The sequence below is a fragment of the Chryseobacterium oryzae genome (assembly GCF_022811665.1).
Classification (GTDB): Bacteria; Bacteroidota; Bacteroidia; order Flavobacteriales; family Weeksellaceae; genus Chryseobacterium; species Chryseobacterium oryzae.
In genome coordinates this window covers 388,899-402,647 of sequence record NZ_CP094529.1, presented here as the reverse complement: position 1 = coordinate 402,647, position 13,749 = coordinate 388,899, and the positions used below count along the sequence as shown (strand labels likewise).

Sequence of the window (13,749 nt, the reverse complement as noted above, 5' to 3'; positions counted from 1 at the left end):
GTTTATTAGTATCCGTTAAAAATGATCTATGAAAAAGCTAATTACAATTGCAATCTCACTCTATTTTATTTGTTTTCTAAATTCTTGTGGTACTACAGCAAATACTTCTGAAAAAAGCGAAATGACTAAAAATACTGAAGCATTACAGAAAAAGCAGGACGCAACAAAAATTGAAATTGACTGGAATAATAATTACGGTAAACCAGGTAAGTAAACCTGATAAAAATTATCTGGCTTTTTGATTACAAAACAACTTTGAATTACCCTGAATTTCTGAATTATAAACTTTTTCTTATTTTAGAGAAAGTAAAAACACCTTATGAAATTCTCCCTTGCCTTGGTTTCTTTATTTATATTTTTATTTTCCTGTCAAAAGGTCGAAAATTCCGAAATTTATAACAAAAAAAATATCGCCGATTCTGCGGTTAATGCTTATCAGCAAAAAATATACTCATCGCAAATAGATTCTGTTGTTAATAAATACCACTTTAATGGAAGTATAGGAATTTTTAAAGACAGCATAGAATTATATCGTAAAAATAGAGGCTATTCAGATTTTGAAACTAAAAATAAAATCAACAATTCCACCATATTTTCCATAGCATCAATCAGCAAACAGTTTACCGCAGTTTTGATATTACTACAAGTAGAACAAGGAAAAATTACACTCGATGATAAAGTTTCGAAATATCTTAAAGATTTCAAGACCACAGAATATGAAAACATTTCTATTCGCCAGCTTTTAAACCACAGTTCAGGATTAAATAATTTTGGAGAAAAGCTTGTTTTTCAAAACGGCTCAGGATTCAACTATTCTAATGACGGTTACAATGCATTAGGTAAGATAATAGAAACTGTTTCCGGAAAATCTTTCGATGAAAATATGCTAGAATTATTCGAAAAAGCCGGAATGAAAAATTCTTTTACAGGAACTTCCTTCAACGGAAAAAATTTTGCTCATACCTACATTGGAAATCATAAAACGCAGAAAATAGTGAATGGCATGCCCAAAAGATTAGCCAATAAGGAAATCGGAATTCCCGCAGGCGGCGTCTTATCTACTGTTGATGATTTACACATTTGGAATAACGCTTTGTATAGCGGAAAAATTATCGGTGCAGAAACTTTAAAAAAATTCATGCAAAAAAGTACAGAAAGAAAGCATCCTATTTTCGGAACAATGGGTTATGGATTGGGTATTATGACGAATAATCATCTACCACTCTCCTACTTCCACAGTGGATATGTAAAAGGTGCACCATCACTCAATATTTATTATCCCAAAACGAAAACTTCTATTATTATTCTATCCAATCTTGCTGATGAGGAAAAAGGCAAATCTTCCTCTTTTTCAGTTCATAAAAAGATTAAAGAAATTGCTGATATTTTAGAAACTGCACCGTAAACTTAAAAATTGATTTCAAAAAAGGATAAATAAAATCACATCTCTTTTATGTTTTCTCAGCTTGAATTTTCTGAAAATTAAACTTAGCCAAAATGATATCCAATCTCAACAAGCAAATCTAAAGTATGTTTTTAGCCATTTAAAAATTTCTCTTATTATTTTATTTCTAAAAATTCTCTTGAATATAAGGATAAACATTCTTCATTGTTTTAATGTATTTCTGCTGAAACACAATTACAATTACTTCAAAGTAAATAAATAGAAAGAGTATAACTTTAGCAGCGATGTCTTTTGAAGATAACGAACTCATGAATCCACTGTCTATTTCTAAGCCAAAACTGAAAGTCCATAAAAAAGAAACCGGAAAAAAGAACAACCTCCCTAAAGATTGATAAGGTGAAATAGGCAAAGTCTGAAAACGTCCCAAATCTTTATATAGTTTTCTATTTTGCCAAAAAATAAGTATCGGTATCGTCACAAGTGATATTATAAATAAGCAAAACAACACATGAAATATATAAAATGGAATTATAACAGAAACCATCCAAATAAAACCCGAAGTTGCAAATGCCACCCAAACTGCCTGTTTAAAAACCGGATAAATTTTATTATTTGCCGATTTTTTAATAAAGTCTGAAGTATCTTCCAACGAAAAATTTCCATCCCACTTCAATTTTAAATCATCATGCCAGGAAATAATAGCAGCATTGAATGCATCATTAAATGAAAGATTTTTTTCAGATTGAAGATGATTAATTTGACTTACAAAATGATCTTCCACCTCCATAAGCAAATCCACAGGAAGTTTTTTAGCAATTAGATAATTTCTTACTTCAGTTTTTTCTTCTATAGTCATACGATTGCAATATTTAATTTTTGTGTCCTCATAAAAAGCAGTTGTATTTGAACGCACACCGCAAAAACCAAGAAAAGCTGATTATAAGAACTTTCCCAGAAAAATCTATTTTTACTCACAAAATACACAATTGAAAATACCAAAACCCCAAAAAGCATATTTCTTACAATTAAAGGGTGATAAGAAAGCTGCATATACTCCTTTATACTCATTTTTTTGAACAAAAAATTATAGAGTAAAACCAAAAAGCATAAACCTGCCAAAATCATTACCATCACCACAAGAAAATCAGGATTTATATAGTTTAAAATCGCAGCCAATAAGGTTATTAAAATAGAGTTAGTGGTAATTTTACGATATTTACTGCCCAAAGATTTCTTTTCTATTCTGGATATTTTTCTAAATGAAAATAAACTTAACGGAACCATTTCAAGCTCATGTTCCCACTTTATTTTCACCTGAGTAAATGCCTGTTGAAAACCAATCCCATTTTTCATCAAATCTGAAATTTGCATGATAAAATGATCATACACTTCAATTAATATGGTATGGTTTACTATCCTTTTTTTAAGATAATTCTGCACTTCGAGAATTTCATTTTTTTCCATGCTTATATTTAGTTTAAAATCTGTAATTGCTTTAATGTTCTTTTATGTTCTAAAAAATTTATAATTCCGAAAACAAATAAAACAATAAGGCTGAATCTATATAAAGAAATTGCAATGAGCACAAAAACTGAAACATCTTTTCCTGAAATAAAAAAATGATATAATAAATCTCCCCCTTTAATCAGACTTTGAATTTGTCCCATTGAGCAAACTACCATTAAAATGAGATTCTGCTGATAAAACGAATAATTAATTCTTCCTTTATAAACAAAACTCTTTTTAAAGTAGTTGATGTATTTAAAATTCAGACAAAAAAGAATTATCGGAATGGATAATAATAAAGAATTGGATACTATATAATAAATTCTGTACGTTTCCAGACTATCCGCAAAGAAAACCATTACAAGGCTCAATACAAAAAACAACGATCCAATAAGTAAAGATTGTATAATAATTGGCTGAAATTTATTCTTAATAATAGTTTTTGCGATTTTAGGCATTTTTTGTCTGCCATAAAAAAACCAGTAGGTTGTTGGAGTTAGATTATTTTCCCAAATTTCTTTAACTTTTGAAAAAGCTTCATCAAAATTAACTGTATTACTGCACATACAATCTTCCACCTGCAAAATGATGTGATCTTTTATTTCCAGCAAAATATCTAAAGAAAGGTTTTTAGAAATTAAATACTGCTCAATCTGCAATTTTTGTTCAGAAGAAATCATATATCGAAAATAGTTTTCAGATTAAACAAATAAGATCTCATTTCGTCTTCCTGAGTTGCCTGCTGCTTTTTCCCTTTCTCGGTAAGCAAGTAATATTTTCTGCTTCTTCCGTTTATTTCCTTCACTTCAGAAGTGATAATTCCGTCTGCTTCCAGTTTATGTAGTAATGGATATAATGCTCCTTCAGTCATTTCCAGCTCACCTTCCGTTAATTCTTTTGCACGCTGCGTAATTTGATACCCATACATTTTAACTTCTTTTGAAAGCAGTTTTAAAATAATATTCTGGAGCGTTCCTTTATAAAGACTGTTCTTTTTCATTCTTCAAACAATACCTTACAAATCTATGCATAATTTTCTTATGTATTCGAAAATTCAGAGAAAAAAATTCAAAACAGTATCTTTGCATTAATGGTTTCAACAGAAAAAATAATTTTAGGCATAGATCCCGGAACTGCTGTAATGGGTTTCGGACTGATTTCGGTAATAAAAGGAAAAATGGAAATGATTTCCATCCATGAATTGATTTTAAAGAAATATCCCAATCACGAAACTAAGCTGAAATATATTTTTGATAAAACTTTAGCCCTGATTGACGAATTCCATCCCGACGAAGTGGCTTTGGAAGCACCATTTTACGGCAAAAATGTACAATCTATGCTCAAATTAGGAAGAGCTCAGGGAGTTGCGATGGCGGCAAGTTTACACAGAAACATTCCCATTACCGAATATTCTCCCAAAAAAATAAAAATGGCAATTACCGGCAACGGAAATGCCAGCAAAGAACAGGTAGCCGGGATGCTTCAAAACCTTTTAAATCTAAAAGAATTCCCGACCAAATATCTGGATGCATCGGATGGATTGGCGGTAGCGGTTTGTCATCACTTCAACTCCGGAAGTTTATCGGATACCAAATCGTATTCGGGTTGGGAAAGCTTTCTGAAACAAAACCCGGATAGATTAAAATAAATGTACATGAACACCCAAATTTTAAAGTTTTTGAACGATTTTCACTCTGTTTACAATATTTTTTTGTTTGATTTCGTAAAAGTATTACATTTGCAACTCCTTAAAGGAGAGATTACGATGTTCTTTTAAATTTTTTAAAAACCAATTTAAAATTATCTCAGACTCCTTTTCAGGCTAAAAATTTATATCATGCCGGATTTGAAAATTCAGGAAGCCAAGCTGCTTTTTAATAAAATTCGCTCAAACCCAAAAAGTTATGATTTAAAAACTAGTACGGAAGGAATCACAGGCAGCGATGAAAGAATTAGTTTCAGACTTTATAGGAATGGTGAGAGAAGCGTTTTTGAAGTTACCATAGATGGTCTCACATTTTCCAACTCTACCGGAGAATGGAACAATGCGATGATTATGCTGGATAATATCATCAAAAAAATAGACAAAGAAACCGAAAATATTAAAGTACAACAGGCGTTAGATAAGCTTAAAAAGTACCTTTCGGAAGAAATTTAAAGAAAATTAAAAAAAGTTAAAAATAAATTTGGTGGGTAACAAATAAGTTTATAAATTTGCACTCACATTTGAACGATATGGCAAATCATAAATCAGCACTTAAGAGAATAAGACAAAACGAAGTTAGAAAAGTTCGTAACAGATACTATCACAAGACTGCAAGAACTGCAATGAAAGTCTTGAGAAATGAAGAAAACAAAGCAGCTGCATCTGAGCAATTGCCAAAAGTTATCTCTTTATTGGATAAGTTAGCAAAGAAAAACATTATTCACAAGAATAAAGCAGCTAACTTAAAAAGCAAATTAACTAAGCACGTTAATAATTTAGCGTAATTATATAGTAGGCCCGTTCGTCTATCGGTTAGGACCTCAGATTTTCATTCTGGTAAGAGGGGTTCGATTCCCCTACGGGCTACTAATTTTAAGAGTTGATACTTATAAAAACAAAATCTAACACATAATTTTAGGATTATGGAAGATAGAGGGCCCGTTCGTCTATCGGTTAGGACCTCAGATTTTCATTCTGGTAAGAGGGGTTCGATTCCCCTACGGGCTACAAAAAAGGATTGTTATTTTTAATAACAATCCTTTTTTTGTTTATGATTTGAGATTAGAGCATTTTATTTATTGATTGAGTTAAACTCTAACAATTTGGTTTATTTTAATATAAGAAAAATGCTTCAAAAAAGGTGTTGTAATTATATAATTTCCACATAATCTTTATTTCAACTCTAATACCAGAATACCGTTACTCTCAATATTTTTCAGATTAATATTAATGATACCGTTCTTAACGGAAACGAATTCAGATTGTTTAAGTTGGGGAGATTTCAATTCTTTTTCTTTAGTGTCTTCAATCAAGTATAGATTATAATGTAGTTTTCTTTTTCCCGAAAAATATTTTTTAACATCGATATTTTTTAAACTTAAATTAAGATCTTTATTTGATCCTGAAGTATTGCCAATGAGTATATTTACAGACTTATTTTTGTTTAGATAATAACCAATTACAGAAAAGTTCTCATTTTTAGTAATTAATTTAAATCTATTATCTAGACTTTCTGCATATAACTTGTATGCAAACCAAACCGACCTTGGTTTTCCGTTCGGCATAAGCAGACCGTCCATAGAATTATTAAAGCAACTGTTACCGCCAATTTCTGCCGGGTTATCGTGACAAGTTTTGCACGCTCCACTAACTCCACCTTCCTCAAAAGTATTGAGAAAAGAAAGAACAGCTAATGGACTGAACTGAACACTTTCACCAATAATTTCAGGAATATAGATTTCTTTTATTTTCAGCTTTTTAAATTGATTAAGCCAAACTTCTTTTGCAAAATTTATATTCGCCTTCATTTCTTTAATATCAGAAATAACTCCGCCTTCATGCCAAGCTAAAATATCTACAACAACATTATTTTTCTCACAAAAAGTTAAAAAATCTTCAATAAATTCTTTGTAAAATCTAGAGCAACTAGGTCCCATAATTACAGCATCTTTACCACCAGGCATACTTCTTATGATATCATGAGCTTTTTTAAAAGCTAAAAAAAACTGCTCTTTAGTTCCCGACCAAAAACCAGTATCGGGTTCATTCCAAATATCGTAAATAACAGTATTTCCGTTCTCGGCGTACATTTTTCTTACAAAAGCTTCATAGCTTTTAGGATCGCTATACGGTAAAATTCTATTTCCGTCTGTAGAATTTTCATTCAGGGTTTTATAGATACATAAATCGCTCATGATAAGAATTGGCTGTATTTTTCTGGAAATTAGCCCAGAAATAATATCCTTTCTTTCTTGAGATTTAAACATATAATTACCAAATCTCCAGAACTTCGGTTTCAGAGCTTTAATATCATTATCTAATGTTTCAATATTATTCAAATGCAAAAAACCGGCAATACTCTCTTTCTTATATGTTTTAGAAACATCTACAACAACAGAATTCTGGCTTTTTACAAACGCAAAAGAAAACAATAATATTACTGAAAAAATTTGGATAGACTTTATTTTAAATATGCGATGCATCTTTATTTTGAATTAATGATATAATAGAAATATTTACAAAAGATATAAAAAAAATACAGCATACAAATCAATATTTAATAGTTTAAAACCATCAAATCTGAATGTATGCTGTATTTTATTTTTCAGAGTACTACTTCTTACTTAGAGCCTCATCATATCTCTTACTGATTTCATTCCAGTTGGTAACATTCCAAATGGCAGTAAGATAGTCTGCTCTTTTATTTTGATATTTTAGGTAATATGCATGTTCCCAAACATCAATTCCGAAGATAGGAGTTCCTTTTTCTTCCACCACATCCATTAAAGGATTATCTTGGTTAGGCGTTGAAGAAACAAATAACTTTCCTTTTTTATCTACAGAAAGCCATGCCCATCCAGATCCAAAACGGTCTGCTCCGGCTTTGCTCATTTTCTCTTTAAAAGCTTCCATACTACCAAATGCATCATTAATTGCTTTAGAAAGCTTTGCAGATGGCTGTGTATTTTTTTGCGGAGTAAGAACAGTCCAGAAAAGTTCGTGGTTATAATGTCCTCCAGCGTTATTTCTTACCGCCGGACTTAATTTTGACACGTTGGAAAGGATTTGAAACATAGTCTGCTTTTCCTGCGGAGTTCCCGCAATGGCTTTATTAAGATTATTAACATAAGCTGCAGCATGTTTAGAATAATGAATCTCCATTGTTTTGGCATCAATATTTCCTTCCAAAGCATCGTAAGCATAAGGTAACGGAGTCTGCTTAAATTGTGAGAAAGCAAACTGAGCGGTCATAACTGCAGCAAGGGCAGCGATTTTAAAAACTTTCATATCTTTATTTTATAGTTTTATAATTAAATTGACAATCAGACAATTACATAACAAAATGTAACATTGAATTGATCATCCAAAATCATTCCAATAATTTCTTAATATCTTCAATTAAAATTTCTCTGTCAGGATGATATTTTCCATTGAGTTTTGGATTATTTCCTTCGGGATCTTCATAGTTAAGTCCAGAATAATAAAGAATCGGCATATTATTTTTATTGTATCTGCAGCGGATATTTCCCTGTTGGTCCACTAAAGCAATCATCCCACTGTGATTGAGTTTTTCACCTTCATTTTCTTTATCTCCAACATAAATATCAAACTCATCAGCCAATTTACCAATATAATCTCTATTACCAGTGAGAAAATGCCAATTTGGAGATTTTACACCAATTCTTTTAGCATGTTCACTTAATGCTTTAGGAGTATCATTTTCAGGATCAATACTAATGGAAATTATCCCAAAGTCTTTATTATTAATTTCATCTTCAATTGCCCGCATATTGGTATTCATTACAGGGCAGATTGTTGGGCATTTACTGAAGAAAAATTCTACCAAATACACTTTACCAAGCATATCTTTATTGCTTATCTGCTTATTATTCTGATCTGTAAGTTGAAAATCGGGAACTTTCATCACAGTGTAAAGACTCTTTTTAAAATAGCTCATCCCAAGACCAATGCCTACAAAAAGCAAAGCAATAATAACAATAGGAATAATTATTTTTCTTTTACTATTGCCCGGTTGACTATTTTTGGACATACTTTTCCGGATTTTTCTTGAATTCATCTTTGCAATAGCTGCTGCAGAAACCGTAGGTCTTATTTTTGTACACTGCGGTATCTTTCATTGTACTTTCGGTTTTCATGTGGCAGATAGGATCTTCTGCATTGGCAAATTTTACGGTTTTAGTTTCTGTTTTGGCAGATTTATTATTTTTTTTCTGTTTTACTTTTGGAGTTTCTTGCGCACAAGCAAACAATGATATCGACAATAATGCTGTGAATAAAATTTTTGATTTCATTTTATTTAGATTTGAAAATTACGAATTGTTTAGATTTAAAAAATGTTTATCAACCAAATTTAATACTAAAATAATGCACACCGAAAATTCTAAACAGAAAATCGTTTAGTGATTATTAAAATAAATTAAAAGGCTGAAAAAGAGATGAAAATATCTACCCTAAAGGAGGATGAAATATTCTTGAAAAATATTCGGAATCGTAAAACCTATTTCCCGATGAAAATAGATTTTTAACAGAAAGCTCAAAATACTGTACATTAGAACAAGTAAAAATATCACTGGAAACAAATGCGTCTAAACCTGCAATCTTAATATTCTGATTATTATTGTTCTGCTTTTCTGTTTTAGAAAACTCTCTTGCAACGTAACATTTACCTTTACAATAAGAATTTTCGACAGTTCGGTTTTCACAAAGATTTTTGACAATATAATCGTAATTCACCACATAATTAACCAATGGCAAAACCGGACGAATTGCGATGGTAAAAACTATGAAAAAAGACATGAAGAACTTCAACAATAAAAATCTTTAGTACAAATATACTATTCAATTTCCGTATTTTGAGGCTGTAATGATGAATGTCATTATATTTGCAGAAACATCTTTATCAATAAAAAAATAATCAAAATTCTTTCCTCAAATGAAAATTCTAATCGTTAACGGCCCCAATCTTAATCTTTTAGGAACTAGAGAACCCGATATTTATGGGAGTATTTCTATGGAAGATTATTTAAAAAATCTAAAAATTGAATTTTCTAATCATGAAATTGATTATTTTCAGTCTAATATAGAAGGAGAACTCATTAACCGTATGCAGGAAAACGATTTTGATGCTTTAATCATTAATCCTGGTGCTTTTACTCATTATTCTTATGCTATTGCTGACTGTCTGAAAAATATTCAGAAGCCCAAAACAGAAGTTCATATCAGTAACATTTACAAACGTGAAGAATTTCGTCAGAAATCTGTTACGGCTGCCAATACAGATGGGATTTTGTCTGGTTTTGGGATGAAAGGTTACAGAATAGCTCTATTTAATCTTACTTCTTAAAAAAATATCAATTTAAATTTCTTGAATAACATCATATAAAAAAAACAGTCCTGAAAGACTGTTTTTTGTTATTTAAAGTAACTAGAATTACTCATTTATTTTATGGGCTATTTGCCTTTTTTTCTTTCTTTCATAAATTACCTCAACGATTTTTCCACCCATCCATGCAAAAGGAAAAAAGACTAAAAATATTGAAATTTTGTAGAATGTAGGGTGATAAGGGAAAATAATAACATCCAGCATCGCCACAAAAAGCATGATAAAACCTATAAGTATAGCATAGGCAACCTTCGCATACTTTACAATAATTGCTGTTACCACTCCTCCAATAGTAGTCCCCAAGCCGGAAATAAATAACAGAAACCAAAAAAAGGTATTATTATTTTTCATGCTTTCCAAAAAGCTTTCCCAATGCTTAAAAGGAGCAAAAGCTTCAAAAGTAATCCATTGCGGAACCGCTCTTATACCAAGAGTTATGATAAGACCTGCAATAGCAAGACCAACCAAAACCGCAATTGTATTTCTTAAAAAACTCATTTTTTAATCCTGGTGAGCAATCATTGAAATTTCTATATCCACATTTTTCGGAAGACAAGACACCTGTACTGTTTCTCTTGCAGGGAAACTTTCAGCATCCAAATACGAAGCATAAATGTCATTCATTACTGTAAAATCATCCATATTTTTAAGAAATATCGTTGCTTTTACAACATTTTTAAAAGTCATTCCGGCTTTTGTAAGAATTGCTTCAAGATTTTTCATTACCTGATGAGTTTCTTTTTCTATGCCTTCAACGAGCTTTCCGGTAGCAGGATCTACAGGAATCTGTCCTGAAATATACAAAACTCCATTGGCTAAATTTGCTTGAGAATAAGGTCCTATTGCAGCAGGAGCATTTTCTGTATTGATAATAGTTTTCATTTTTTTATATAGATATTACTTGAAACAGTTCGCTATAATCCAATCACATTTTTATTTTTTCAAATATCGATCAAAAAATAATAATTATTAATTATATAATTTCATGACCAATGAAATATTTACAGCAAAGATTGGATAGCAATAAATATTCCTTAGAATTTATTTCGGGTGCAAATATAAAATTTAAATTCTAAAATATACATGATTTTAGAAAGGTGCATTAGGCTGAGTAAAACTTCTGTCTTTATATTTCAATGCATCGCTTAATATATTGGCTTTAATTCCTATAAAGAAATCGTAAAGTTTATATTGTCCAAAAGGTACCCAGTTGAAATTAATCGTAAAACTTCTTTGGTCTCTCGCAAACCCAATCCTTGTGTAAGCAAGTTCTTTGGTAACCATATCATAATGGGTACTTCCGTTGATGTTCCAATAAGGAGTAAGCTTAATACTTCCATCTAGACCGATAGATGCCATTCTTGTTGGTGTTCTGGATAATGTTTTAGAATATTGATAATTGGCATTTATATTGAGAGTCCAAGCCTGATCAAAATGTGCATAATTATCATCATCAAAATAATAATTTTCGTTCCTAATCTCTCCTTTTTGCGAATATATTTTGGAGAGATCCTTTTTTTCTCCAAAAAGCTCGCTGCTTAACGGGTAAGTAAGCCCAACCTGAAAAGCCTGAACACTAAAACTTCCAAAATCTTCAGTTCTAATACCTACATCAGAACCCGGAGCAAATAAGATTTTGTAGGGTTCAATCGCTAAACTTGTATTAACACTGAGTTTATTATTAAAGAAAGACGACTGCCCACTCACCGAAATAACCGACCAAGGATGAGATTTTGCTGCAAAATTATAATTTCCGCTTACATTAAGAGATTCAAAAATTTTGATTTTTTTAATTCCTGTGGAGTCGCTTTTAGAACGCACTTTCATCTCTATATTATTACCGATACTATAAGACAATGCTCCAACCATCCCCGTAGTGGGTGTTCCTACAATACCTTTATCAAAAATAGAATATGGGGTAAGTGCACCGTTGGCATCATAAAAGTTTCTGAAGTAACCAAATTTCTGACCTCCAAAATCAGGAGAATAAGTAAAACCTATACTTGGGGTCATCATATGTCGGATAGCTTCTATTGCACTCCCTTTTTTAAAATTTGCCTGCCCGTAAAGCTGGGTCTGTACACTTGCCGTAGAAGAAAAAATAGTATATCCTGCAAGTTTTTTATTAATCTGTTCTACTTGTACATTTTGTACAGGATCATAGAATTTAGTAAGAGTTTTAGTCGTAAGAGCGTTATCAATAGTAGTTCCGAGACTGAATGTAAAATATTTTGCAAAAGTAGCATTGGTTCCTAAAGCAATATTATTCTTCAGCCCCGTCTGCATTTTATCCCACATTGCCTTGGTAAATAAATCCCCTTCATTTGTGCTTACAAAGTTGGTGAGATTGAGACCTGTATTAACGGTGATATTTTCGAGTAATCCACTTCTGGTTCCTGTTCTGGATTTAAAAAGATAAAACTGATTGATCGCCACATTCATCTGAGGCAATCTTAAATCTGAAAGATTCGTTGCAAAATTTTGAGAATAAGAAGCGGTTCCTGTTATCGTTATCGGAAGTGTTAGGAATCTTTTGGTAAGGGTAAGTGTAGAATTCTGCTGCGTTCTCAAAAAACTTTGATTCATTACATAGGCGTTATTAACGGTATTGTTATAAAACGTCTGGCTGGTAACATCTACCGATGCAGAAAAATTAAGAAAAGGATTAGCCTTTGCATCTTGTGTATGCCTCCATGCAATTCTGTAAGTTCCTGTTTTACTATAATTGTTTAGCCCTTTAATTCCTCTCACAGTAGTACCAATATCGGCAGAGAAATTACCAGAGTACCTGTATTTTTTCAGATAATTCATTTCAGGTCGAATATTCCAGCTTCCTTTTGTGTAAATATCCGTCAGAATTTTAAGATCAAAATGCTCTCCGATGGGTTGATAATACCCTAATCCATTAAGAAAAAAACCTACATCTTCCCTTTCCCCAAAACTCGGGATTAAAATCCCTGCAGATCGCTTACTGGAAAAAGGTAAGATTGCAAACGGCATAACAAAAGGTGTAGGTACATCTTCTATAAACATTTGCACAGGTCCCGTAATTAAAGAAGAACTATTCTTTCCCTTCTGCATTTTTATATAAGAAGCCAGAAGATGATAATCTGGTCTGGTATCTTTCTTTTCTATATAATATGTATCGGTAGTAAATTCGGCATGTCTCATGACAAAAACCGAATCATTATATTTTTTGGTTTTTTCAGCTACAATTAATCCTTCGTTTTCCTCCGTTCTTGCATTGTATGCTATGGCTTGTTTGGTTTTTGTATTATACGAAAAACTGTCGGTTTCATAATCTTTACCACCTTGCTTTACCTTTACCAACTCTTTATATTTACCTAAAGAATCTAACTTTCCTCGTGCATAAAAAACATTTCTTTCCTCATCAATAGAAATGTAATCTGCATCTATCTGTAAATCCTGATATTTTACCTGCGCATTTTTGTTAAGATAAATCATGCGTTTAGGAACATCTCTTCGGATGTCGTCTGCTTTAGTATCCAAAACATCTTCCAGAGATTCTTTTGCAGAAATAACGGTATCTTTTTTGACGATGGTATCATTAATTATCGCAGGTTTAATCATTTTTTTAGGACTTTCCTGTGCTAAAAAACTGTTAAAAATTAGGATAATTAAAATTTGTAATATATTTTTGAAGACGGTTTTGTCCAATTTTGCTTAAGTATAATTTGGCTCAAAATTACTATAATTTTTAAAACTGAA

Annotated in this window: 18 protein-coding genes and 2 tRNA genes; 8 read left to right on the top strand and 12 right to left on the bottom strand. The window is 31.5% G+C overall.

The window, feature by feature from the left end:
- Positions 1 to 28: 28 nt before the first annotated feature.
- Positions 29 to 214, top strand: coding sequence for a hypothetical protein (locus MTP08_RS01935; protein WP_243576827.1), 186 nt, complete (start codon positions 29 to 31; stop codon positions 212 to 214).
- Between the two features lie 105 nt (positions 215 to 319).
- Positions 320 to 1,405, top strand: a complete 1,086-nt coding sequence (locus MTP08_RS01930; RefSeq protein ID WP_243576826.1) for a serine hydrolase domain-containing protein — start codon at positions 320 to 322, stop codon at positions 1,403 to 1,405.
- A 166-nt stretch (positions 1,406 to 1,571) separates the two neighbouring features.
- On the opposite strand, the gene MTP08_RS01925 is transcribed toward MTP08_RS01930, so the two are convergent.
- The 4 genes from MTP08_RS01925 to MTP08_RS01910 are packed head-to-tail and all read right to left on the bottom strand — an operon-like array spanning position 1,572 to position 3,911.
- Positions 1,572 to 2,261: a hypothetical protein gene (locus tag MTP08_RS01925; RefSeq protein ID WP_243576825.1), complete on the bottom strand. Its 690-nt coding sequence runs from the start codon at positions 2,259 to 2,261 to the stop codon at positions 1,572 to 1,574.
- Positions 2,258 to 2,869, bottom strand: coding sequence for a hypothetical protein (locus MTP08_RS01920; protein ID WP_243576824.1), 612 nt, complete (start codon positions 2,867 to 2,869; stop codon positions 2,258 to 2,260). Before MTP08_RS01920 ends, MTP08_RS01925 begins: the two co-directional genes overlap by 4 nt.
- Before the next feature lie 8 nt (positions 2,870 to 2,877).
- Positions 2,878 to 3,591: a hypothetical protein gene (locus tag MTP08_RS01915; RefSeq protein WP_243576823.1), complete on the bottom strand. Its 714-nt coding sequence runs from the start codon at positions 3,589 to 3,591 to the stop codon at positions 2,878 to 2,880.
- Positions 3,588 to 3,911 (bottom strand): PadR family transcriptional regulator, encoded by a 324-nt coding sequence (locus MTP08_RS01910; RefSeq protein ID WP_243576822.1) that lies wholly within the window; start codon positions 3,909 to 3,911, stop codon positions 3,588 to 3,590. The genes MTP08_RS01915 and MTP08_RS01910 overlap by 4 nt, the downstream gene beginning before the upstream one ends.
- A gap of 90 nt (positions 3,912 to 4,001) precedes the next feature.
- Here MTP08_RS01910 and ruvC point away from each other — a divergent pair, with 90 nt between their 5' ends.
- The 5 genes from ruvC (at position 4,002) to MTP08_RS01885 (ending at position 5,624) form a co-directional block, all read left to right on the top strand.
- On the top strand, positions 4,002 to 4,559 hold the full coding sequence (gene ruvC / locus MTP08_RS01905) for a crossover junction endodeoxyribonuclease RuvC (protein WP_209389199.1): 558 nt from the start codon (positions 4,002 to 4,004) through the stop codon (positions 4,557 to 4,559).
- 189 nt (positions 4,560 to 4,748) lie between these two features.
- A complete protein-coding gene (locus MTP08_RS01900) occupies positions 4,749 to 5,069 on the top strand; it encodes a hypothetical protein (RefSeq protein WP_209389198.1) in 321 nt (106 codons plus the stop codon).
- A 77-nt stretch (positions 5,070 to 5,146) separates the two neighbouring features.
- Positions 5,147 to 5,401 (top strand): 30S ribosomal protein S20, encoded by a 255-nt coding sequence (rpsT, locus tag MTP08_RS01895; RefSeq protein ID WP_209389197.1) that lies wholly within the window; start codon positions 5,147 to 5,149, stop codon positions 5,399 to 5,401.
- A 10-nt stretch (positions 5,402 to 5,411) separates the two neighbouring features.
- Positions 5,412 to 5,483 (top strand) — tRNA-Glu (locus MTP08_RS01890).
- 69 nt (positions 5,484 to 5,552) lie between these two features.
- A tRNA-Glu gene (locus tag MTP08_RS01885) sits at positions 5,553 to 5,624 on the top strand.
- A gap of 164 nt (positions 5,625 to 5,788) precedes the next feature.
- Here MTP08_RS01885 and MTP08_RS01880 read toward each other — a convergent pair.
- The 5 genes from MTP08_RS01880 to MTP08_RS01860 form a co-directional block, all read right to left on the bottom strand.
- Complete coding sequence (locus MTP08_RS01880; RefSeq protein WP_243576821.1) at positions 5,789 to 7,099, bottom strand: GH39 family glycosyl hydrolase; 1,311 nt, start codon at positions 7,097 to 7,099, stop codon at positions 5,789 to 5,791.
- 130 nt (positions 7,100 to 7,229) lie between these two features.
- Positions 7,230 to 7,904, bottom strand: coding sequence for a superoxide dismutase (locus MTP08_RS01875; RefSeq protein ID WP_317233004.1), 675 nt, complete (start codon positions 7,902 to 7,904; stop codon positions 7,230 to 7,232).
- 82 nt (positions 7,905 to 7,986) lie between these two features.
- Positions 7,987 to 8,667, bottom strand: coding sequence for an SCO family protein (locus MTP08_RS01870; RefSeq protein WP_243576820.1), 681 nt, complete (start codon positions 8,665 to 8,667; stop codon positions 7,987 to 7,989).
- Complete coding sequence (locus tag MTP08_RS01865) at positions 8,654 to 8,929, bottom strand: YHS domain-containing protein (protein WP_243576819.1); 276 nt, start codon at positions 8,927 to 8,929, stop codon at positions 8,654 to 8,656. Before MTP08_RS01865 ends, MTP08_RS01870 begins: the two co-directional genes overlap by 14 nt.
- Positions 8,930 to 9,083: 154 nt before the next feature.
- Entirely contained in the window at positions 9,084 to 9,434 is a 351-nt protein-coding gene (locus MTP08_RS01860; protein ID WP_243576818.1) for a hypothetical protein, read from the bottom strand.
- 136 nt (positions 9,435 to 9,570) lie between these two features.
- Between MTP08_RS01860 and MTP08_RS01855 the strand changes: the two genes are divergently transcribed.
- Positions 9,571 to 9,981 (top strand): type II 3-dehydroquinate dehydratase, encoded by a 411-nt coding sequence (locus MTP08_RS01855; protein ID WP_243576817.1) that lies wholly within the window; start codon positions 9,571 to 9,573, stop codon positions 9,979 to 9,981.
- An 87-nt stretch (positions 9,982 to 10,068) separates the two neighbouring features.
- Here MTP08_RS01855 and MTP08_RS01850 read toward each other — a convergent pair whose 3' ends face one another.
- The 3 genes from MTP08_RS01850 to MTP08_RS01840 all read right to left on the bottom strand — a co-directional run bounded on the left by MTP08_RS01850 (position 10,069) and on the right by MTP08_RS01840 (position 13,698).
- Positions 10,069 to 10,518, bottom strand: a complete 450-nt coding sequence (locus MTP08_RS01850) for a hypothetical protein (protein WP_243576816.1) — start codon at positions 10,516 to 10,518, stop codon at positions 10,069 to 10,071.
- A 3-nt stretch (positions 10,519 to 10,521) separates the two neighbouring features.
- Entirely contained in the window at positions 10,522 to 10,902 is a 381-nt protein-coding gene (locus tag MTP08_RS01845; protein ID WP_243576815.1) for a RidA family protein, read from the bottom strand.
- A gap of 207 nt (positions 10,903 to 11,109) precedes the next feature.
- Positions 11,110 to 13,698, bottom strand: a complete 2,589-nt coding sequence (locus MTP08_RS01840) for a putative LPS assembly protein LptD (RefSeq protein ID WP_243576814.1) — start codon at positions 13,696 to 13,698, stop codon at positions 11,110 to 11,112.
- Positions 13,699 to 13,749 lie beyond the last annotated feature (51 nt).